The 19,712-nt window shown below is 60.5% G+C and carries 19 protein-coding genes and 1 pseudogene; 12 read left to right on the top strand and 8 right to left on the bottom strand.

The features are described 5' to 3' along the window. Positions 1–162 precede the first annotated feature (162 nt). The 3 genes from PMI22_RS04650 to PMI22_RS04660 are packed head-to-tail and all read right to left on the bottom strand — an operon-like array spanning position 163 to position 2,417. Complete coding sequence (locus PMI22_RS04650; RefSeq protein WP_007948375.1) at positions 163–573, bottom strand: SRPBCC family protein; 411 nt, start codon at positions 571–573, stop codon at positions 163–165. 27 nt (positions 574–600) lie between these two features. Continuing rightward, on the bottom strand, positions 601–1,398 hold the full coding sequence (locus PMI22_RS04655; protein WP_007948374.1) for an SDR family NAD(P)-dependent oxidoreductase: 798 nt from the start codon (positions 1,396–1,398) through the stop codon (positions 601–603). 2 nt (positions 1,399–1,400) lie between these two features. Beyond that, positions 1,401–2,417 (bottom strand): aldo/keto reductase, encoded by a 1,017-nt coding sequence (locus PMI22_RS04660; RefSeq protein WP_007948373.1) that lies wholly within the window; start codon positions 2,415–2,417, stop codon positions 1,401–1,403. 117 nt (positions 2,418–2,534) lie between these two features. Here PMI22_RS04660 and PMI22_RS04665 point away from each other — a divergent pair, with 117 nt between their 5' ends. Continuing rightward, positions 2,535–3,434 carry a LysR substrate-binding domain-containing protein gene (locus tag PMI22_RS04665; protein WP_007948372.1) on the top strand — a complete coding sequence of 300 codons (900 nt, stop codon included), beginning with the start codon at positions 2,535–2,537 and terminating at the stop codon, positions 3,432–3,434. A 117-nt stretch (positions 3,435–3,551) separates the two neighbouring features. On the opposite strand, the gene PMI22_RS04670 is transcribed toward PMI22_RS04665, so the two are convergent. Further along, the gene (locus PMI22_RS04670) at positions 3,552–3,914 is read right to left on the bottom strand and encodes a DUF6124 family protein (protein WP_007948370.1); all 363 of its coding nucleotides are present in this window, start codon (positions 3,912–3,914) and stop codon (positions 3,552–3,554) included. Between the two features lie 419 nt (positions 3,915–4,333). Here PMI22_RS04670 and PMI22_RS04675 point away from each other — a divergent pair, with 419 nt between their 5' ends. Continuing rightward, a complete protein-coding gene (locus PMI22_RS04675; RefSeq protein WP_007948369.1) occupies positions 4,334–5,263 on the top strand; it encodes a LysR substrate-binding domain-containing protein in 930 nt (309 codons plus the stop codon). On the opposite strand, the gene PMI22_RS04680 is transcribed toward PMI22_RS04675, so the two are convergent. The 4 genes and pseudogenes from PMI22_RS04680 to PMI22_RS04695 form a co-directional block, all read right to left on the bottom strand. Beyond that, positions 5,175–5,771, bottom strand: coding sequence for a DinB family protein (locus tag PMI22_RS04680; RefSeq protein WP_007948368.1), 597 nt, complete (start codon positions 5,769–5,771; stop codon positions 5,175–5,177). The genes PMI22_RS04675 and PMI22_RS04680 overlap by 89 nt on opposite strands. A gap of 189 nt (positions 5,772–5,960) precedes the next feature. After that, positions 5,961–7,091, bottom strand: a complete 1,131-nt coding sequence (locus PMI22_RS04685; protein ID WP_007948366.1) for an NAD(P)/FAD-dependent oxidoreductase — start codon at positions 7,089–7,091, stop codon at positions 5,961–5,963. Between the two features lie 33 nt (positions 7,092–7,124). Then, positions 7,125–7,415 (bottom strand): annotated as a pseudogene (locus PMI22_RS04690) (SDR family oxidoreductase); the annotation flags it as partial. A 243-nt stretch (positions 7,416–7,658) separates the two neighbouring features. Beyond that, a complete protein-coding gene (locus tag PMI22_RS04695) occupies positions 7,659–8,582 on the bottom strand; it encodes a LysR family transcriptional regulator (RefSeq protein ID WP_007948364.1) in 924 nt (307 codons plus the stop codon). 175 nt (positions 8,583–8,757) lie between these two features. On the opposite strand from PMI22_RS04695, the gene PMI22_RS04700 reads away from it, so the two are divergent. The 10 genes from PMI22_RS04700 to PMI22_RS04745 all read left to right on the top strand — a co-directional run bounded on the left by PMI22_RS04700 (position 8,758) and on the right by PMI22_RS04745 (position 19,704). Then, complete coding sequence (locus PMI22_RS04700; protein ID WP_007948362.1) at positions 8,758–9,897, top strand: iron-containing alcohol dehydrogenase; 1,140 nt, start codon at positions 8,758–8,760, stop codon at positions 9,895–9,897. Positions 9,898–9,970: 73 nt separating this feature from the next. Beyond that, on the top strand, positions 9,971–10,750 hold the full coding sequence (locus PMI22_RS04705) for an enoyl-CoA hydratase-related protein (RefSeq protein WP_007948360.1): 780 nt from the start codon (positions 9,971–9,973) through the stop codon (positions 10,748–10,750). A gap of 1 nt (position 10,751) precedes the next feature. Beyond that, positions 10,752–11,960 carry a CaiB/BaiF CoA transferase family protein gene (locus PMI22_RS04710; protein WP_007948359.1) on the top strand — a complete coding sequence of 403 codons (1,209 nt, stop codon included), beginning with the start codon at positions 10,752–10,754 and terminating at the stop codon, positions 11,958–11,960. A 54-nt stretch (positions 11,961–12,014) separates the two neighbouring features. Then, positions 12,015–13,058: a TRAP transporter substrate-binding protein gene (locus PMI22_RS04715; protein ID WP_007948358.1), complete on the top strand. Its 1,044-nt coding sequence runs from the start codon at positions 12,015–12,017 to the stop codon at positions 13,056–13,058. Between the two features lie 15 nt (positions 13,059–13,073). Then, entirely contained in the window at positions 13,074–14,972 is a 1,899-nt protein-coding gene (locus PMI22_RS04720) for a TRAP transporter large permease (RefSeq protein ID WP_007948357.1), read from the top strand. A 67-nt stretch (positions 14,973–15,039) separates the two neighbouring features. Beyond that, positions 15,040–15,498: a thioesterase family protein gene (locus PMI22_RS04725; protein WP_007948356.1), complete on the top strand. Its 459-nt coding sequence runs from the start codon at positions 15,040–15,042 to the stop codon at positions 15,496–15,498. Between the two features lie 14 nt (positions 15,499–15,512). Continuing rightward, entirely contained in the window at positions 15,513–16,472 is a 960-nt protein-coding gene (locus PMI22_RS04730; RefSeq protein WP_007948355.1) for an amidohydrolase family protein, read from the top strand. Then, on the top strand, positions 16,465–17,424 hold the full coding sequence (locus tag PMI22_RS04735; protein ID WP_007948354.1) for an amidohydrolase family protein: 960 nt from the start codon (positions 16,465–16,467) through the stop codon (positions 17,422–17,424). Before PMI22_RS04730 ends, PMI22_RS04735 begins: the two co-directional genes overlap by 8 nt. A 31-nt stretch (positions 17,425–17,455) precedes the next feature. Continuing rightward, the gene (locus tag PMI22_RS04740; RefSeq protein ID WP_007948353.1) at positions 17,456–19,033 is read left to right on the top strand and encodes an aldehyde dehydrogenase (NADP(+)); all 1,578 of its coding nucleotides are present in this window, start codon (positions 17,456–17,458) and stop codon (positions 19,031–19,033) included. A gap of 110 nt (positions 19,034–19,143) precedes the next feature. Then, positions 19,144–19,704, top strand: coding sequence for a PPC domain-containing DNA-binding protein (locus PMI22_RS04745; protein ID WP_007948352.1), 561 nt, complete (start codon positions 19,144–19,146; stop codon positions 19,702–19,704). Positions 19,705–19,712 lie beyond the last annotated feature (8 nt).

Raw genomic sequence — 19,712 nt, 5'->3', positions numbered from 1 at the left:
GCCTGCGAGGCTGCGTTCGGCTCGGTCCGCGCTCGGGCGAAGCAGTCGTGAAATCAGACAACGCGGTGTATCTGACAGACCGCGTGCTCTGGTTTTACGACTGCTTCGCAGCCGAGCGCAGCCTCGCAGGCTCGGCAGCTGCTACAGGGTCAACTCGTATTTCTAGGCTGGGTAATTGGCCCGCAATGCCTCCAGCCCACCCTGATAAATCCCGCTAAACAACGCCACCACTTCTTCCTCACTCACACCCACCGGCTCAAACCGCCCCGACCACGTCACCCGAGCCCCCTGCCCCTGCGCTTCAACGTTGATCGTCGCCAAATACGCGGTGGCCGGAAACGGCGCCTGCAGAATCGAGTAGCTGTAGGTTTTGCCTGCGTTATCAAACGCTTCAAGACGCTCAACCACTACCGCACCATCTGCCGTTTGCAGACTACGCACCCGTCCGCCTTCACTCAATTCGCTTTGCGGAATAAATGGCAGCCAGTCCGGCAGCGAGTTGAAGCCGCCAATCAATTGCCACACTTCATCGGCCGAAGCCGGGATATCGGTAAACGCTGATGCAGTTGCCATGTAATGCTCTCTCTTAATCAAAAAAAATCAAATCGCCATGCTGTCGACGACACCGCCGTCGACGCGTAATGCCGCGCCCGTAGTGGCCGAGGACAGCGGTGAAGCGATGTACGCCACAAGATTCGCAACCTCTTCGACATCCGCCACGCGCTGGATGATCGACGTCGGCCGCGCCTTGAGCACAAACGCATCAGCCTCTTCGCGAACGCTGCGACCGGATGCGGCGGTGGCGTCCTTGAGCATCTGCTCCAGGCCATCGGTCAACGTCGGGCCGGGCAGGATCGCATTGACTGTCACACCAGTGCCCGCCAGGCGTTTGGCCAGGCCATGGGACACCGCCAGGTTAGCGCTTTTGGTCACGCCATAGTTGAGCATGTCGGCGGGGATCGAGATGCCAGATTCCGAGGACACGAAGATCACCCGGCCCCAACCCTGCTTGACCATGTCCGGCACGTAATGTCGGGACAGGCGCACGCCGGAGATCACGTTGACCTCATAGAAGCGCGTCCACTCGCTGTCGGGCGTGTCGAAAAAATCCACGTCGTTAAAGATGCCGAGGTTGTTCACCAAGATGTCCGCACGCGGCTCGGCGGCGAACAGCACCTCGGCGCCTTCGGCAGTGCCCAGGTCAGCGGTCAGGCCACGCAATTGCGCACCCGGCACGCTTTGACGAATGCTCGCCAACGCCTGCTCGACCTTGGCCGTCTCGCGGCCGATCACCACCACCGTGGCGCCAGATTCGGCCAGTGCCTTGCTGATGCCCAAGCCAATGCCGGCAGTGCTGCCGCTGACAATGGCGAGTTTTCCACTCAGATCGATCTTCATGTTCAAACTCCTGTGATTGGCAATGGCGCGCGGTCGGACACCAGTTTTGCGTCACGCATCGCTTGCCAAAAAGCTGGGGGAATTTCCGCCGACAGTGCGGCAACGTCTTCAGCTATCCGCTCTGGACGGCTGGACCCTGGAATCACCGCCGCCACCGCCGGGTTGGCCAACGAAAACTGCAACGCCGCGGCCTTGATATCGACACCGTGTGCGGCGGCGATACGTTTGATGTGCTCGACTTTATTGATGATCGCCGGGCTGGCCTGCTGGTATTCGAAGTGTGTGCCCCCAGCCAGAATGCCCGAGCTGTAAGGACCACCGACCACGATCTCGACGTTCTGCGCCAACGCGGCGTCCATCAGACGCTGCAAGGCACGGTCGTGGTCCAGAAGAGTGTAGCGACCCGCCAGCAGAAAACCGTCCGGCTGCGCTTCGGTGAGATCAAGGGTCAACTCGCACGGTTCGACCTTGTTCACGCCCAGGCCCCAGCCCTTGATGACGCCTTCTTCGCGCAAACGGGTCAGCACTTTGAACGCACCGGTGCGGGCCTGGTTGAAATATTCCAGCCATTGATCACCGTAAAAGTCCTGCGCGATGTCATGCACCCAGACGATGTCCAGACGGTCGGTTTGTAGACGCTTGAGGCTGTCTTCAATGGAACGCAGCGTCGCATCGGCGCTGTAGTCGTTGACGATCTTGTTCGCAAGACCGTGTTCGAACACCCCGCTCTTCTCGCCCAAGTCACGGGCAGCGGCGTCTTCGACTTCATCAAGAATGACCCGGCCGACCTTGCTGCTCAGCACATAGTCATCGCGGTTGTACTTCGCCAGTGCGTTACCCAAGCGGATTTCCGACAGACCCGAACCGTAAAACGGTGCGGTGTCGAAGTAACGTACGCCGGCATCCCAAGCGGCGTGCACAGTGGCCAGCGCCTCTTCTTCAGGGATGGCGCGGAACATGTTGCCCAAGGGCGCGGTGCCGAAACCCAGCGCGCCGGGCAGTTTGTCTTTCAAGCTCATGATTCAATCCTCGTCAGTTTCATTGGCCAGTTGCCTGACCGTTGAGCAGATCCTAGATTGCGACGGTCGGACCGTCCAAGACATAATGTGCAGCACTTAAGTCCCTATAGGTCTTACATGATCGACATCCGCCAATTGCGCTACTTCGTCGCCGTCGCCGAAGAGGAACACGTCGGTCGCGCCGCCGAACGCCTGCACATTTCCCAGTCGCCCCTGAGCCGGCAGATCGCCCAGCTCGAAGAACGCCTGGGCCTGACCCTGTTCGAACGCAGCCAGCAACGCATCCGCCTGACCCGCGACGGCCAGACCTTCCTCGCCGAAACCCGCGCCCTGCTGACCCACGCCAATCGCCTTGAATCCCTCGGCAAACGCCTCGGTCGCGGCGAAGAAGGCGGCTTGTGCATCGGCTACATCGAGAACGCCATGCACGCCGGCGTGCTGCCGAATGCCTTGCGCGTGCTGCGCGTCGACCGGCCGAACGTGCATGTCGCGCTGTACAACCTGAGCTCCGCCGAACAACTCGAAGGCCTTCGCCAGCGTAGTCTGGATATCGCCCTGGTCAGCGAACCACCCGTCGCCGAGGACCCGGATTTGCTGGGCTTTCAAGTACTGGACGACCCGATGTTGCTGGCGCTGCCGGAGCACCATCCCCTCGCCCATCAGTCGGCACTGACCCCGGCGGACCTGGCCGATCAGGAATGGATCGGCGTGCAACACCGGCAAAACGTCACCAGCCGCGACGACTTCGTCAGCGCCTGCATCCGCGCCGGATTCACCCCGGACATCCGCATGGAAGCCACCGAACCCTTCACGGCGTTGGGGCTGGTAGCGTCGGGGTTGGGGATTGCGATGATTCAGAAGGGTTTGAGCAGGAATGCACCACCGGGCGTGGTGCTGCGGGAAGTACCGTGGATTTCGTTTACCACGCCATTGTGGGCGGCGTGGCACCGGATCAATTTGCGGCCGTTGGTGGAGACGTTCAGGAAGGTACTGACGGAGCCCGGGACGGCTCAATGATCGTTCCCACGCTCCGCGTGGGAATGCCTCAAGGGACGCTCCGCGTTCCAGCTTTCGAACGGGACGCAGAGCGTCCGGGGCTGCATTCCCACGCAGAGCGTGGGAACGATCACTGCGTCAAGCGTTCTGCGGATCGACGTTATCCAGCATCCGGTTCACCGCCAGTTCCCCCAACATGACGGACTGTTGAATGCCGAGCACGGTATGGCGCTGCGGGCCGCTCAACTGCCCCGCAAAATCACTCAACATGACACTCGCTGACGCCAATGACTCACAGGCATTGACCAACAAGGTTTCGTCATCGGTCTCGGGGGCGACGAAGAAAATCGTGCTGGGTTTGCGTGGGGTGTCTTTGGGAATGACCGGTTTGAGGTAGTAATCGAGGGCACGGTCGGCGGCGTTGTTGAGCTTTTTGGCATCGGTGGATTCGTAGGGGGAAACGTCGTCGGTTTCGGGTGGGTTGGGTGTGATCTTGAACATAGTGAAACTCCTACAATTAATGGAGCCACCTGGACCTGTCGCTAAACAAGAAAGGGTGGCGGCTGCACGCAGGTTAGCGAACCGGGTGTAGGCGCCCGGCAGACCCGAAGGTCTCCCGCGCACAGCCGCCATGACATCAATCGCAGACGTGAACATTCTGCAAGAGAGTTTGGAGCGCTGCTGCGCCTACAAAGGTTCGGGTCGCTAAACCCGATCGCTGATTTGTCAGCGACCCGGAAACGATAAAGTCCAGGCCCAAGGCGCACAAGCCGGCGGATTCTGGCGCAGTCGTAGGTAACGGCGCAAGGATGTGTAGCCTGAGAGAGTATCTGGAGATGTGTGTTAAACATCACCGTTTAATGACCAATTCAGGATTGATGCTTTACTGAACAGACCCAAAAAACCTGCGAGCAATCCCCATGAACCGCAATGACCTGCGCCGCGTGGACATGAACCTGTTGGTGATTTTCGAAACATTGATGTTCGAGAAAAACCTCACCCGCGCCGGGGAGAAGCTGTTCCTCGGTCAGCCCGCTGTCAGTGCTTCGCTGGCGAAGTTGCGCGATCTGTTCGACGACGCGTTGCTGGTGCGCAATGGTCGAACACTGGAGCCAACCCCGCGTGCGCTGGCGATTCTCAAGGAGTTGCAACCGGCGATGGACACTATTTCCGGTGCGGTCAGCCGGGCCAAGGATTTCGACCCGGCCACCAGTCGTGATGTGTTTCGCATCGGCCTGTCCGACGACGCCGAGTTCGGTCTGTTTCCGCCGTTGCTCAAGCAGATTCGCGAGGAGGCGCAGAACGTTGTGGTGGTGGTGCGGCGGGTGAATTTTCTGCTGATGTCATCAATGCTCGCCAGCGGCGAGATTTCGGTCGGGATCAGCTACACCACGGAGCTGCCGGCCAACGCCAAGCGCAAGAAGTTGCGCGACTTGAGCGTGAAGATTTTGCGCGGCGATGACCGGCCCGGGCCTCTGACGCTGGACGAGTTCTGCGACCGGCCCCATGCACTGGTGTCGTTTTCCGGGGACTTGACCGGGGCCATCGACAATGACCTGGCGCGAATCGGTCGTTCACGGCGGGTGGTCTTGGCGGTGCCGCAATTCGCCGGTTTGCGTTCCTTGCTGGCCGGCACCGATATGCTCGCCTCGGTGCCGGATTATGCCGCGTGTGCGTTGATCGAAGGCAGCAGCCAGTTGCGTGCCGACGACCCGCCGTTTGACATTGTGCTGTCCGAACTGTCCATGGTCTGGAACGGCGTCAACGATAACGATCCGGCAGAACGCTGGTTGCGTTCGAAAATTGCACACCACATGTCGGCTCCGCTGCCGGGACATGCAGCGACGTGAACGCTGTCGGTTGGGTCTCGCGCAGGTACACCGGCAAGTCCGTGACCGGTGGCATGGCCGGGATTTCGAAGTACATCTGGACCACCCAGCCCCGGTGATAGCTGGCGTGGTTGACCACGTGCATCAGCATCGCGCCGGCACTCATGGTGCCGCTTTCGCCTGAGACAAACGTGAACTCGACGGGTTTATCCAGCGACGCCTCGGTTTGCCGCTCGCTCCAATCGCAGTACCAGTGATCGATCTCCCGTTGCGCCATGCGCAGTTCTCCAAGGTCGGCATGCAACAGATCATGGGAGGTTTTGAAGCCGTGCCCTCGGCCTTCGAGGTGAGCTTGCCAGATGCAGTCCACTACGTAGATGTGGTTCAGGGTGCCGATCATGTTTTTGAACACCGACACGCGTTCTTTACCGACCTCCCCCGCCGGCAATGCGGCCAGGCTGTCAAAGAGGCGCTGGTCGGCCCAGTTTTTGTAATCGGCAAGCATGCGGGCAGTGCGTACGTTGATCATGAGAGATCTCCCATGGTGGTGGGCGCACTGCAAAGCATAGCCCGCTCAGGGGGTTGCATCACTAACGCTGATAACCGGCACCTTCGCGATGCGATCTGTGTAGCCGCCGCCGTGTAGCAGCTGTCGAGCACCGCGAGGCTGCGTTCAGCGCTGACCGAGCCGAACGCAGCCTCGCAGGCTCGACAGCTGCTACAGGATTGTGTCGTCGACTGACTTGGGGGAAAGGCACTCCACCACCCGATCGGCCAGCGCCAGGCAACTGGTCAGGCCCGGTGATTCAATACCGAACAGGTTCACCAGCCCTGGTACATCATGCTCTGCCGGGCCGCTGATAATGAAGTCGGCGGGCGGTTCAGTCGGGCCAGTGATTTTCGGGCGGATGCCGCTGTAGGCGGGTTGCAGGCTGTTATCGGGCAGACCGGGCCAGTAACGTCGAATGGCCTCGTAAAAACCTTCGGCCCGACGCGGGTCGACGCGGTAGTCGATATGGTCGACCCATTCGACGTCCGGCCCGAAGCGCGCTTGGCCGCCAAGGTCAAGGGTCATGTGCACGCCTAGCCCGGCGCTCTCCGGCGCCGGATACACCAGATGCCGGAACGGCGCCTGGCCGCTGAAGCTGAAATAGCTGCCTTTACATAACCGGGCCGTTGGAACGTGCTGCGACGGCAAGCCTTCAATCCGGCTCGCCACCTCAGGCGCGGACAATCCGGCGCAATTGATCAACTCGCGGCAGCTCAAGCTCATCGGCTGCGCACCGCCCGTGTGCAATTGAAAACCGTGCTCGCTGCAACGGGCAGTCACCAGCGGTGTGTGAAACGCAACCGTAGCGCCCGACGCTTCAGCATCGGCCTGAAGCGCCAGCATCAAGGCATGGGAATCGACAATTCCGGTGGAAGGTGACCAGAGCGCTGCGACGCAGGACAGTGCCGGTTCAAGGGCGTGGGCTTGCACCGCGTCCAGCCATTGCAAATCATCGACGCCATTGCGCCGCCCCTGCTCCAGCAACGCCTGCAAGGCCGTGCACTGGCGGTCATCGGTGGCCACAATCAACTTGCCCAGGCGCTGATAATCGACACCGCGCTCAGCGCAAAAGGCGTAGAGGCGTTGCTTGCCCTCCACGCACGATTGCGCTTTGAGACTGCCACTCGGGTAATAGATGCCGGCGTGGATCACTTCTGAATTGCGCGAACTGATGCCCACGCCGATCCTCTCACCGGCTTCGATCAGTATCACCTCGCGCCCGCTCCGGGCCAGTGCCCTGGCAACCGCCAGCCCGACCACGCCAGCCCCGACCACCACGCATTCGATATCGACACTCACCTGCCCTGTGCTCCTTTCACGCCTGACGATCCATCAAAACGTACCGGGATAACTGCCGCCATCTAACAACAGATTCTGCCCGGTCAGGAAACCGGCCTGGGCACTGCAAATGAATGCGCAGTACCCGCCGAACTCATCAGGCTGACCAAAACGCTGGGCCGGTACGTTTTTACGACGTTGTTCGCTGATCTGCTCGTCATCAACGCCATTGGCCTGGGCGGCGGCGCTCAAGGTCTTATGCAAGCGCTCGGTCTCGAACGGCCCCGGCAGCAGATTGTTGAGCGTTACATTGTGTCCAGCCAATCGAGACTGCCGTGCCAGCCCCAAACCTTTGCTGGACGCGCAGACAATCGCCCAACGCCCCGCTATTCCCAAATCCATGACAATGCTCCTGACCGTACGAATGCCTTTTTGCGCAGGCAAATTGCGCCAATTATTACGAAACCGGCCCTTTTCAAATACCGCGTCTGGCGCAAATCAGATTTGCCTGAATTGCACGAATGCGCACCTCCAGACGCAGGCACTATCCCGACCCACTATTCCGACCGCCCGCTTCACCGGACAGGATCAAGCGGGATTCAACAACGCTTGCCGCAACAGACGAGCCGCCGGGGAATCAGGTACGCCTTTGCGTGATACCAGCTCATAGGGTTCGCTGCGCGACGTGATGGGCAGAGGCAGAGTGGTGGTAAAGCCGTACCCGGAGCAGAACTTCGCCACGTCGGTCGACACCAGCGCAACGAGGGTCGGGTTTTCCTGGAGCAGCGACAAGGTGGCAAAAGCAGAAGTGGTTTCCAGCAGGTGCACCGGGAACCGCAGGTCGGCCTCGTGAAATTCCCGCTCCAGCAACAACCGCATGGGCATGTTGGCGCGATAGACAACCCAGCGGTAGTCCACCAGGTCCTTCAGGGTCAATTTGCTGGCATAGGCGAACGGGTGCTGGGTGCTGGCGATTACCGCCAGGGTTTCTTCAACGAAAATCGAGCTTTCATACAAATAGGGGGTGTTGCTGATGGTGGTACGGCAGATCGCAAGATCCAGGCGCCCGGCGTCGAGCTGGCTGAGCAGTGCGGCGCTGGTGTCTTCGACAATCTCGATCGACAGGTTCGGATTGTCCGCGATCACGCGGCTGATCGCGGTGGTCAACAACGGTACGGCGCCCATGATGGTGCCCACCGACACGCGCCCACCCTCCCCGCGCATGATGCCGATGATCTCTTCGCGCAGGTGCGCAAGGTCGGTCTGGATCAAGCGAGCGTAGCGGATGACGGAGCGTCCGGCGTCGTTCGGTTCAAGCCCGCGGTTAGTGCGCGTGAACAACGAAGTACCAAAGGTGGTTTCAATTTCCTGCAGCGCCTTGCTCGCACCAGGCTGTGTCAGCGCGACCTGTTTGGCTGCCCCCAGCAACGAGCCGTGTTCATCAAGGGCGATCAACAAGCGAAGCTGCTTGATGTGCAGGCGGGACATGATCGAGTTCAGTGATGGCGTCATCTGGATTAACTAAAAGTTATAGAGGTATCGAAAGTTGTCAGTATCGAGGCTAGCCGCGACGCCCCTATAGTCCACCCCACAACCAGGCAATGCAATGGGTTTGACCCGAGAGCAAACGCTCTCCTGCCCCCGACCGATTGCAACAACAACAATCCTATATAACTTGTGGTGAATCATGTCCCTCATCAATTACGTCACAAAAATCCAGTTTGGCTACGACAGCCTCGCTCATCTGGCCGCTGAAGCCGAGCGCGCGGGTATTACCCGGCCATTGATTGTGACTGACATCGGCGTGCGCAACGCTGGCATCGTCGACAAGGTCGTCGCGGCCCTCGGCGCTGCACGTATGCCAACGATTTTCGATTCCACGCCGCCCAACCCGAACGAACACGCCGTGCGTGAAGCCGTTGCGCAGTATCACCTCGGCGAGTGCAACGGCATCATCGCGGTCGGCGGCGGATCTTCGATCGATCTGGCCAAAGGCGTCGCGGTTTGCGCCACTCACGAGGGTCCCCTGCAAAGCTTTGCAGTGATCGAAGGCGGGCTGGATCGCATCACGACTGCCACCGCGCCGCTGATTGCCATTCCCACCACCGCGGGCACCGGCAGTGAAGTCGGCCGAGGCGCCATCCTGATCCTCGACGATGGTCGCAAGGTGGGTGTCATCTCACCATTCGTAGTGCCTCGCGTTGCCATCTGCGACCCGGAACTGACCCTCGGCTTGCCACCGATGCTGACCGCCGCAACCGGCATGGACGCTATTGCCCATTGCATCGAGACATTCATGGCGCCGGCCTTCAATCCTGCAGCCGATGGCATTGCCCTTGATGGCTTGTGGCGCGCCTGGGAACACATCGAGCGCGCCACAACCGAACCCGGTGACCGGGAAGCCCGCATGAACATGATGAGCGCATCGATGCAGGGAGCGCTGGCCTTCCAGAAAGGACTGGGCTGCGTACACAGCTTGTCCCATGCCTTGGGCGGCATTAATCCGAGGCTGCACCACGGCACCTTGAACGCGATCTTTCTACCTGCCGTCGTGGACTTCAACGCCAATGCACCCACCGTTCGCGATGAACGCAAGCTGGAACGCTTGCGGCACGCCATGGGCCTCGAAGCCGGGGCCAATATCGGTGCCGCCATCGAAGACATGACCCGACGCCTGGGCTTGCCGACCCGCCTGAGCGAGATCGGCGTCGACGAAAGCCTGTTCGCCGGCATCGTTGAAGGTGCATTGCACGATCACAGCCACAAGACCAACCCCCGCGAAGCCTCTTCTGCGGATTACCTGTCGATGCTCGAACAATCGCTGTAAGCAACCACTATCCAACAACAATAAATCAGGAGGTATCCGCGTCGTCGGCCAAGCCGACGCTTGCGGAACAATCATGAAGCCCACCGTCCTTATCGAACGGCAAGATGCCATTGCCATCGTCACACTCAGCCACCCGGGGAAAATGAACGCCCTGACACTGTCCATGTGGCGGGACCTGGGTGATGTCATGACCGAGTTGTCCGCCGATCTCAGCGTACGTTGCGTGGTGTTGCGCGGCGCAGGTGAACAGGCGTTTGCCGCCGGCGCCGATGTCGGCGAATTTGCAAACGTGCGCGCCAATCAGGCGCAAGCCCGAGGCTATGCCGAGGTCACCTCGGCGGCGATGCGGGCGGTTGCCGACTGCCCACACCCGGTAATCGCGATGATCCACGGCGTGTGCGTCGGTGGTGGCCTGGAAATCGCGGCGCTCTGCGACCTGCGCATCTGCGGCACCTCCAGCCGCTTCGGCGCACCGGTCGGCAAGCTCGGGCTGGTCATGTCGTATGACGAAATGGCCGGGCTGGTGGCGCTGGCTGGACGCTCGACCACCCTGGAAATCCTCCTCGAAGGCCGCATTCTCGACGCCAACGATGCCTACGTGAAAAACCTCGTCACCCGCGTCGTGCCTGATGCAGAAGTCGAGTCCGAAACCCTCGCCACCGCCAAACGCATCATCAACGGCGCGCCCCTCGTTGCCCGCTGGCATCGCCAGGCCGCACGTCAGCTTGAGACCGGCATGGCACCCACCGCCGATCAGGTCGACACCAGCTACTTCTGCTACGACACAGACGATTTCCAGATCGGTCTGAACGCTTTCATCGAGAAAGCCAAACCACAATTCAAGGGGAAATGACATGGGACCGCTGACAGGAATGCGCGTGGTAGAACTGGCCCACATCATGTCCGGGCCGGTGTGCGGCATGATGCTGGCTGATATGGGCGCCGACGTGGTGAAGGTCGAGAAAGTCCCGGACGGCGATGATTCGCGCCGCTTCTCGCCGATCATGGCCAGTGGCGAATCCGCCTCGTTCATGGTGGTTAATCGCAACAAGCGCGGCATCGGCCTGAACCTCAAGACCGAGGGTGGACGCGACGTGTTGCGTCGCCTGTTGATGGACGCCGACGTGGTCACGGAAAACTACCGCGCCGGCACCATGGAGAAATTCGGCCTGGGTTATGAAACCCTGAAAACCCTCAATCCAGGGCTGATTTACTGCGCGATTTCCGGATTCGGACGTAGCGGGCCGTTCGGCGACAAAGGCGGCTTCGACCTGATCGCCCAGGGCATGAGTGGCATGATGAGCATGACCGGTGAAGCCGGGCGTGAGCCGGTCAAGGCTGGTTCGCCGGTGGCCGACATCAATTCCGGCATCCTCGCCGCACTCGGCATTTGCGCAGCCTACGCCGCCAAGCAGAAAACCGGTCTCGGGCAGATGGTTGACACCTCGCTGTTCGAAGCCGGCTTGCAACAAATGTACTGGCCGGCGGCGGCGTATTTCGCCGACGGCACTCTCCTGCCAAAAATGGGTTCGGCCAATTCCACCAGTGCGCCGTATCAGGTATTCCGCACGGCGGATGGCTGGATCAATATCGGAGCCGCCAACCAGGCCAACTACGAACGACTGGTGGAGGCGCTCGCCGTCCCACAACTCAAAGCCGACCCACGCTTCGCCAGCAACGCGCTGCGCATGGAGCACCGTCTGGCTCTGGTGGAAATCCTCAATGAAGTGCTGGTCGCGCGCACCACCGATGAATGGATGGTGCTATTCGACAACCTCGGCCTGCCTGCCGGGCCGGTACTCGATGTCGCGGCAGCGCTGGATCATCCGCAAACCAAGGCACGCGGCATGGTCGTGGAAACCGAACACCCCACCGAAGGCCGGGTGCGCGGCATGGGGCTGCCAATTCACTTCTCCGACATGGACAACGCCGCGCCCTCCACCAGCCGCCCGGCTCCCCTGCTGGGCGAACACACCCGCGAAGTACTGAAAGAAAGTGGTTATGCGGACGATGAAATCGACGAATTGATTCGCTCCCAGGCGGTGGTGGCGCTGGCGTCCTGACCTGCTCCAAAGCCTGAATCCACTTATTAAAACAAAAACAAGAAGGTAAACATCATGAGCCGTATCTTGACCGAGTCCGTCAGCCGCCGATCATTTTTAGTGTCTGCCGGCGTTACCGTGGGCGGCGCTGTCGCCGCCAACCTGCTGCCTTCGCGCGTCTTCGCCGCAAACAAACCCATTGTGCTGCGCTATACCAGCAGCCTGCCCGACACCCATCCGCTGAATAAACAGATGAAGGCCGCTTCCGAAGCCATCAAGGCCGAAACCAACGGTGCGGTGGATCTTCAGATATACGCCAACGGCGCCATGGGCGGCGATACCGACATGCTGTCCCAGGTACGCGCCGGGGCCATTGATTTTATTCCGTTGCCAGGCGCGATTCTCTCCACGCTGGTCCCGGCCATGTCCATTGAAAGCATGCCGTTCGCGTTCAAGGACTACGACAGTGTCTGGGCTGCGCTGGACGGCAAGCTCGGCGAACACGTGCGCGCCAAGACCGAGAAAGTGGGCCTGATCCCGATGGAGAAAGTCTGGAACAACGGCTTCCGCCAGATCACCAGCTCGACGCGACCGATCCACACCCCACAAGACTTGGCCGGCTTCAAACTGCGTGTATTGGTCAGCCCGCTATGGACCTCCATGTTCAGCGCCCTCGGCGCCTCCCCGACCGGCATCAGCATCAACGAAACCTACTCGGCCTTGCAGACCAAAGTCGTCGACGGCCAGGAGAACCCATTGGTGGTGGTCGAGTCCGCACGCTTCTATGAAGTGCAGAAATACTGCTCCATGACCGACCACATTTGGGGTGGCTTCTGGATCGTCGCGTCGGGCAAGACCTTTCCAAAACTGCCAGCGGACGTGCAGGAAATCGTTTCCCGACAAATCAACGCCGCCGCGCTGGTCCAGCGTCAGCAGGTCATAGACCTCAACTCCAGCCTGGAACCATCCCTGACCGCCCACGGCATCAGCTTCAACAAAGTCGATCGTTCATTGTTCAGGGCTGATCTCCAATCCAAGGGCTTCTACACCCAGTGGAAGGAAAAATACGGCGCCGAAGCCTGGAGCTTGCTCGAGCAGTACGCAGGTCAACTGTCCTAAGTCGGAGACAAGGTCATGAAAAGCGAACTACCAATGACGGATGTTTCTCCCGCTGAAGGACTCAGCCCCCATCAAGCCTCGTTTCGTCTCGGTCGTGTTTTGGACACGGGGCTGCGCTGGTTGACCGAAGGCAGCGCGGCGTTGCTGGTGGTCATCGAAGTCACGTTGCTGTTTTGCAACGTGTTCTCCCGATATGTGCTTAATCAGCCCATTGTCTGGGGTGATGAACTCGCCTCGTTGCTGTTTCTGTGGCTGGCGATGCTCGGCTCCGTGGTGGCGATGCGTCGGGGCGAGCACATGCGCCTGACCTCATTCATCGGGCACCTGCCGGCGGAAAAACGCGCCTTTATCGACACCTTGGGCGCGGTGATTGTGGTCACGTTCATCGGGCTGTTGTTCACGCCGGCCTGGGAGTACGTCAGCGACGAGTGGATCATCACGACGGCCGCCCTCGAAATCCCCAACGCCTTTCGTGTGTCGGCCATCGCGGTCGGTCTGAGCCTGATGCTGATGACCTGTGTCGCTCGGCTGTTGACCAGTGCCCGGTTGATCGACTTTTCGGTGTCGGTGGCGATGCTGGCCTCACTGGCCGCGCTGTTGTGGGTGGCTGAAAGCTGGATGCTGCTGATGGGCAACTGGAATCTGGTGATCTTTTTCATGATCGGCGTGATGGCGATGATCGTCATTGGCGTGCCAATCATGGTCGCGTTCGGCCTCGCGACGGTGGCCTACCTGTCAACCATGACCAGCACACCGATGACCCTGGTCGTCGGGCGGATGGACGAAGGCATGGCGAGCCTGATTCTGCTGGCCATTCCGTTGTTCGTGTTTTTGGGCGCATTGATCGAAGCCATGGGTATGGCCCGCGCGATGATCCGCTTTCTGTGCTCATTGATCGGCCATGTGCGTGGCGGTCTGTCCTATGTACTGATCGGTGCCATTTACCTGATTTCCGGTATTTCCGGCTCCAAGGCTGCCGACATGGCGGCCATCGCCCCAGCGCTGTTTCCGGAAATGAAGAAACGCGGTGAGGATGAACACGAACTGGTCGCCATGCTCAATGCGTCCGGTGCGATGTCGGAAACCATTCCGCCCAGCCTGGTACTGATCACCATCGGTTCGGTGACCGGCGTGTCCATCTCCGCGTTGTTTACCGGTGGGTTCATGCCGGCAGTCGTCGGGGCAATTGCCATGGCGGCCGTGGTCTGGTGGAAAAACCGCAAGCGTGACGCCTCCACCGGTCAACGCGCCACCGGCAAGGAAATCGGCCACTCATTGCTGGTCGCGCTTCCCGCACTGGCCCTGCCATTCGTGATCCGCACCGCCGTGGTTGAAGGTGTCGCGACCGCCACCGAAGTCGCCGCCATCGGCGTGGCGTACACCTTCATCGTCGGTTTGTTGTGCTACCGCTGCTTTGACTGGCGACGTCTGTACCCGATTTTGGTCAGCACCGCTTCGTTGTCCGGCGCGATCCTGATCATCATCGGCAGCGCGACCGCCATGGCCTGGGCACTGACCCAGTCCGGCTTCTCCCATCAATTGGCGCAAGTGATGTCGACAGTGCCGGGTGGCGCGATGGGCTTCCTGATCATCTCCGCCGTGGCGTTCATTCTCCTGGGCAGTTTTCTGGAAGGCATCCCGGCCATCGTGTTGTTCGGGCCGCTGCTGTTTCCGATTGCCAAGACCATGGGCATCAACGACGTGCACTACGCGATGGTGGCGATCTTCTCCATGGGTCTGGGGCTGTTCGCACCGCCGTTTGGCGTGGGTTTCTATGCGGCATGCGCAATCGCCAAGGTCGACCCCAGCGGCGCCATGCGTCGGGTCTGGCCGTATCTCGGCGCACTGGTTGTGGCCTTGGCGGTGCTGATCGCCGTGCCTTGGGTCTCCATTGGATTCCTGCCGACTCGCTAATCACCCTTTGTTATTCCAGCGCAGAGTCGCCGCTGCGGCTCTCTACACACTCAAACACGAGGCTGTTATGAATTTCTCGACACTGGAAGCAGGCAACGCCACCGAACGCCAACTGATCGTCGACAAGGAACGCACCATTTCCTTTCTGGGAGAGGACTTGCGCATCTACGCCACGCCCCGGCTGGTGGACGACATCGAGCAGACCTGCCTCGATTACTTGCTGACCTACCTTGATGACGGTGAAAACACCGTAGGGGCGGCGGTGGATATCCGCCACGTGGGTGCCACGTTGCTGGGCATGTCGGTGAGCATTGTCGCCACCGTCACCCGGATTGAGGGTCGCAGCGTTACCTTCAATGTCGAAGTGCGCGATGACGTCGAGCTAGTGGCAACGGCGGCACATACCCGGGTCGTGGTGAACGTCGCCAAACTGCGCACCCGCGTTCAGGCCAAAGCCGAGGCTGCCGTCGCCGGAGAAGTCGAAGACGGCGCACTCAACCCTTCCCAATTCGCCGCGTCGCGCTGAGCAGGGACGCCGTCATGATCACGCTGCACGAACGCAACGGCTTGCCCAACCTGGCTGCCGAGAATGCGCTGCCGATTGTCGATGCTCACCACCATTTGTGGGACTTGGACAATGGTCGCTATCCCTGGCTGCAGGACGAGTATCACGAGGATTTTTTCCTCGGTGACTATCGCAGCCTTTGCCATGACTTCTTGCCGGAAAACTTTCTCGCCCTGAGCGAAAATCAACGATTAGTGGGCACCGTGCATGTCGAGGCAGAACGTGCTCGCGATGAGCAGGTTGCCGAAACACGCTGGCTGGAGCAGGTGAATGCCCGTTACGGCTTCCCTAATGCCATCGTTGCCCATGCCTGGTTCGATCGTGAGGACAGCGCGGAAATTCTCGCGGCTCAGGCTGCCCGGCCGCTGGTCAAAGGCATACGCTCCAAACCGGTGACCTCGGCCTCGCCGGAGGTTTCGATAGCCGGCGCCAAGGGCACCATGCAGGACCCGAAATGGCTGGAAGGCTTTTCGTGCCTGGCCAGACATGGCCTGTCGTGGGACCTGCGCGTGCCACCGTGGCACCTGGTCGAGGCCGCTGACGTCGCGGCCATGTTTCCGCAGGTGCAGATCGCGCTCAACCACACCGGTTTCGCCTGGGATCGCAGCCCGCAGGGCATGATCCGCTGGCGCAAGGGCTTGGAAGCCCTGGCCATGCAACCCAACGTGCACATCAAACTCTCGGAGTTTGGCCTGAAAGACTCGCCTTGGAACTACGACGACAACCGGATCGTGGTGGTGAGCGCATTGGAGATCTTCGGCCCCGAGCGCTGCATGTTCGCCAGCAACTTCCCCGTCGCCGGCTTGCGTGCGTCCTACGACACGATTGCCGATGGCGTCGCCGCGATGCTGGCGCCACACGGCCGGGCGGTGCAGGAAGCCGTGTTTGCGGGCAATGCACAACGTTTCTATCGCCTGGACCAACCCCATGGATAACGCAAATGCCATCGATTGGCGTGCACGCTTTCTGGCCAGCGGCGAAGACGCGGATTTACCCATTGTCGACGCCCACCAGCATTATTTCGATATCGAACAGCATTACTACCCATGGCTGAACGATCGCCCGTTGCGGCCCTTTCGATACGGCGATTACTCGTCGATCTGCCGCAACTTCCTGCCCCATGATTATCGTCGGCTGACGGGCAGCCATCGCATTGTGCAAACGGTGGTCATCGAGGGTGAATGGGACCCGGCAACGCCGGCCGACGAAGTGGATTTTGTCGAAACCCTGGCACAACACGAACCGACGCTGGCCGCCATGGTGGCGCAGGCCTGGCTGGATCGTGACGACGCTTCAATCCTGTTACAGCAGTACGCCACGCATCCACTGGTTCGCGGTGTGCGCCACAAACCGGTGGTGACCACTCGTAAGGCATGGCAGGAAGATTTTTCCGCGCCGGGCTCGATGCGCGATCCGCGCTGGCGTGAGGGGTACGCACAACTGGCTGAAAACGGCCTGCATTTCGAATTGCAAGCGCCCTGGTGGCATCTGTCGGAAGCCGCCGAGCTGGCCAGGGACTTTCCCGACGTGCTCCTAGTGGTCAATCACACCGGCTTACCGGCCGATCGCTCGGAGGACGGTCTGGCCGGCTGGCGCGAAAGACTCGCGCTACTGGCACGGGAGCCGAACGTCGCCCTGAAGATTTCCGGTATTTGCATCCCCGGTCAGGCTTGGCCCGTCGAGGCAAACCGGCGGGTGGTGAACGACGCGATTTCGATCTTCGAGGCCAGCCGCTGCATGTTTGCCAGCAATTACCCGGTCGATGGCGTGGTGAACAGCCTGAGCGAAGTGTTCGACGGTTTCAAAACCATCGTTCGCGACCGCTCCCGCGCCGATCGGTTGGCCTTGTTTCATGACAACGCCCGACGAATCTACCGGCTCACTTGATCCAATTTGAACCGTTCAACAGGAGTCAACCATGTTTGAAGTTTCAGGCCACAACTACATCGCCGGCGTACGCTCGGCAAAAGGCGCGAATACGCTGCAAAGCCATGACGCCAGCACCGGCGAAGCATTGCCCTACCTGTTTCATCAAGCGACGCTGGATGAAGTGGATGGCGCCGCAGTCGCTGCCGCCAGCGCTTACCCGACTTTTCGCAATCTGTCCGCATCCCGACGCGCGCAGTTCCTGGACGCTATCGCCAGCGAACTTGAGGCGCTGAACGACGACTTCATTGCCCTCGTATGCCGGGAAACCGCGCTGCCCACCGGGCGCATTCAAGGGGAGCGAGCCCGCACCAGCGGCCAGATGCGCCTGTTCGCCACAATGCTGCGCCGCGGCGATTTCTATGGCGCTCGCATCGACCGTGCCCTGCCGGATCGCCAACCCCTGCCCCGCCCCGACCTGCGCCAGTACCGCACCGGCCTCGGTCCGGTTGCCGTGTTTGGCGCCAGCAACTTCCCGCTGGCGTTTTCCACTGCCGGTGGCGACACCGCATCAGCGTTCGCTGCGGGCTGCCCGGTGGTGTTCAAGGCCCACAGCGGCCACATGGCCACCGCCGATTACGTTGCCGATGCAATCACCCGCGCGGCGAAAACAACCGGCATGCCCGATGGCGTGTTCAGCCTGCTTTACGGCAGCGTCGGTGAAGCCCTGGTCAAACACCCGTCGATTCAGGCCGTCGGCTTCACCGGTTCCTTGCGCGGTGGCCGGGCCTTGTGCGACATGGCTGCGGCGCGACCTCAGCCGATCCCGGTGTTTGCCGAGATGAGCAGCATCAACCCGGTGCTGTTGATGCCCGAAGCCCTCATGGTGCGCGGTGACAAGATCGCTGCCGAACTGAGCGCCTCCGTGGTGCTGGGTGCGGGCCAGTTCTGCACCAACCCCGGCCTGGTCGTGGGCATTCGTTCGCCTGAATTCAGCGCATTCCTCGAACGCTTTGTCGCGCTGATGGGCGAACAACCGGCGCAAACCATGCTCAATGCCGGCGCGTTGAAAAGCTACTGTCACGGTCTGGAAAGCCTTCACGCCAATCCCGGCATGACCCACTTGGCAGGCGCAGCACAAACCGGCAATCAGGCGCAGCCGCAAGTGTTCAAAGCCGATTCCAGCCTGCTGATCAACGGCGACGAATTGCTTCAGGAAGAGGTTTTCGGACCGGCCACCATCGTCGTCGAAGTCGCCGATCACGCACAACTGCTCCAGGCATTGCACGGTTTGCGCGGCCAGCTCACCGCCACGCTGATTGCCGAAGACAAAGAACTCGACACCCTGGCCGAGGTTCTGGCGCTGCTGGAACAGAAAGTCGGACGCGTGCTGTTCAACGGCTATCCCACCGGCGTCGAAGTCTGCGACGCGATGGTTCACGGCGGGCCTTACCCGGCCACATCGGATGCGCGCGGCACCTCAGTGGGGACGCTGGCGATCGATCGTTTCCTGCGCCCCGTGTGCTACCAGAATTGCCCCGATAGTTTGTTGCCGCAAGCACTCAAGAACGGCAATCCATTGGGCATTAACCGACTGATTGACGGTGTCAGCAGTCGTGACGCGCTGTAACTAACACCCACTGTTAACAACAACTCTGTCGCCTATCAACAGATAGGCGCCGGGCCCGCTCGTCCCCAAAAACGCTGTAACCCACAACAACAAAAAACATAGGAAGTCCCATGCACGTTCAACTTCACCCGAAACACTGCCTGTCCAAATTGATGTTGGCGGTGACCACCGTCGTGATGCTCAACAGCGCGGCCATTGCCGAAACCCAGCCAACCGTGACGATAACACCCATGCAATGTGCCACCGAAGCCACCCCGCGCTACACCAAAACCGCGACCGGCTACCTCATGGTGCTGCGCATGGGCGACAACGCGTTCAAGGAACTGACCAAACTGGCCATCGCCGAAAAAATCCCGAGCGCGTCCATCAGCGGGATCGGTTTCGGAAACGTGAAATTCGGCTTCTGGAACAAGGACAAAAAGGAATTCGATGCCAGGACCTTCAACAGTGTCGAGATGGCCAGTCTTACCGGTTCTGTGGCCTGGAAAAACGATCAACCCTCAATCCACATGCACGGTGTTGCCGGAGACGCCACCTTTCAAGCCTACGGCGGCCACATTCTCGACTTTGAAGTCACCACGGGCTCGATGGAAATTACCGTGATCGTTCACCCGCGTCGTCTGGAACGCGGGATCGACCCGTGCATCGGCGCCAATGTGCTGGGGATCTGACCCAAGAG

The sequence above is a fragment of the Pseudomonas sp. GM21 genome (genome assembly GCF_000282215.1).
GTDB lineage: Bacteria > Pseudomonadota > Gammaproteobacteria > Pseudomonadales > Pseudomonadaceae > Aquipseudomonas.
Note: the sequence above shows the minus strand (reverse complement) of the source record. Positions and strands in the feature narration are given on the sequence as shown.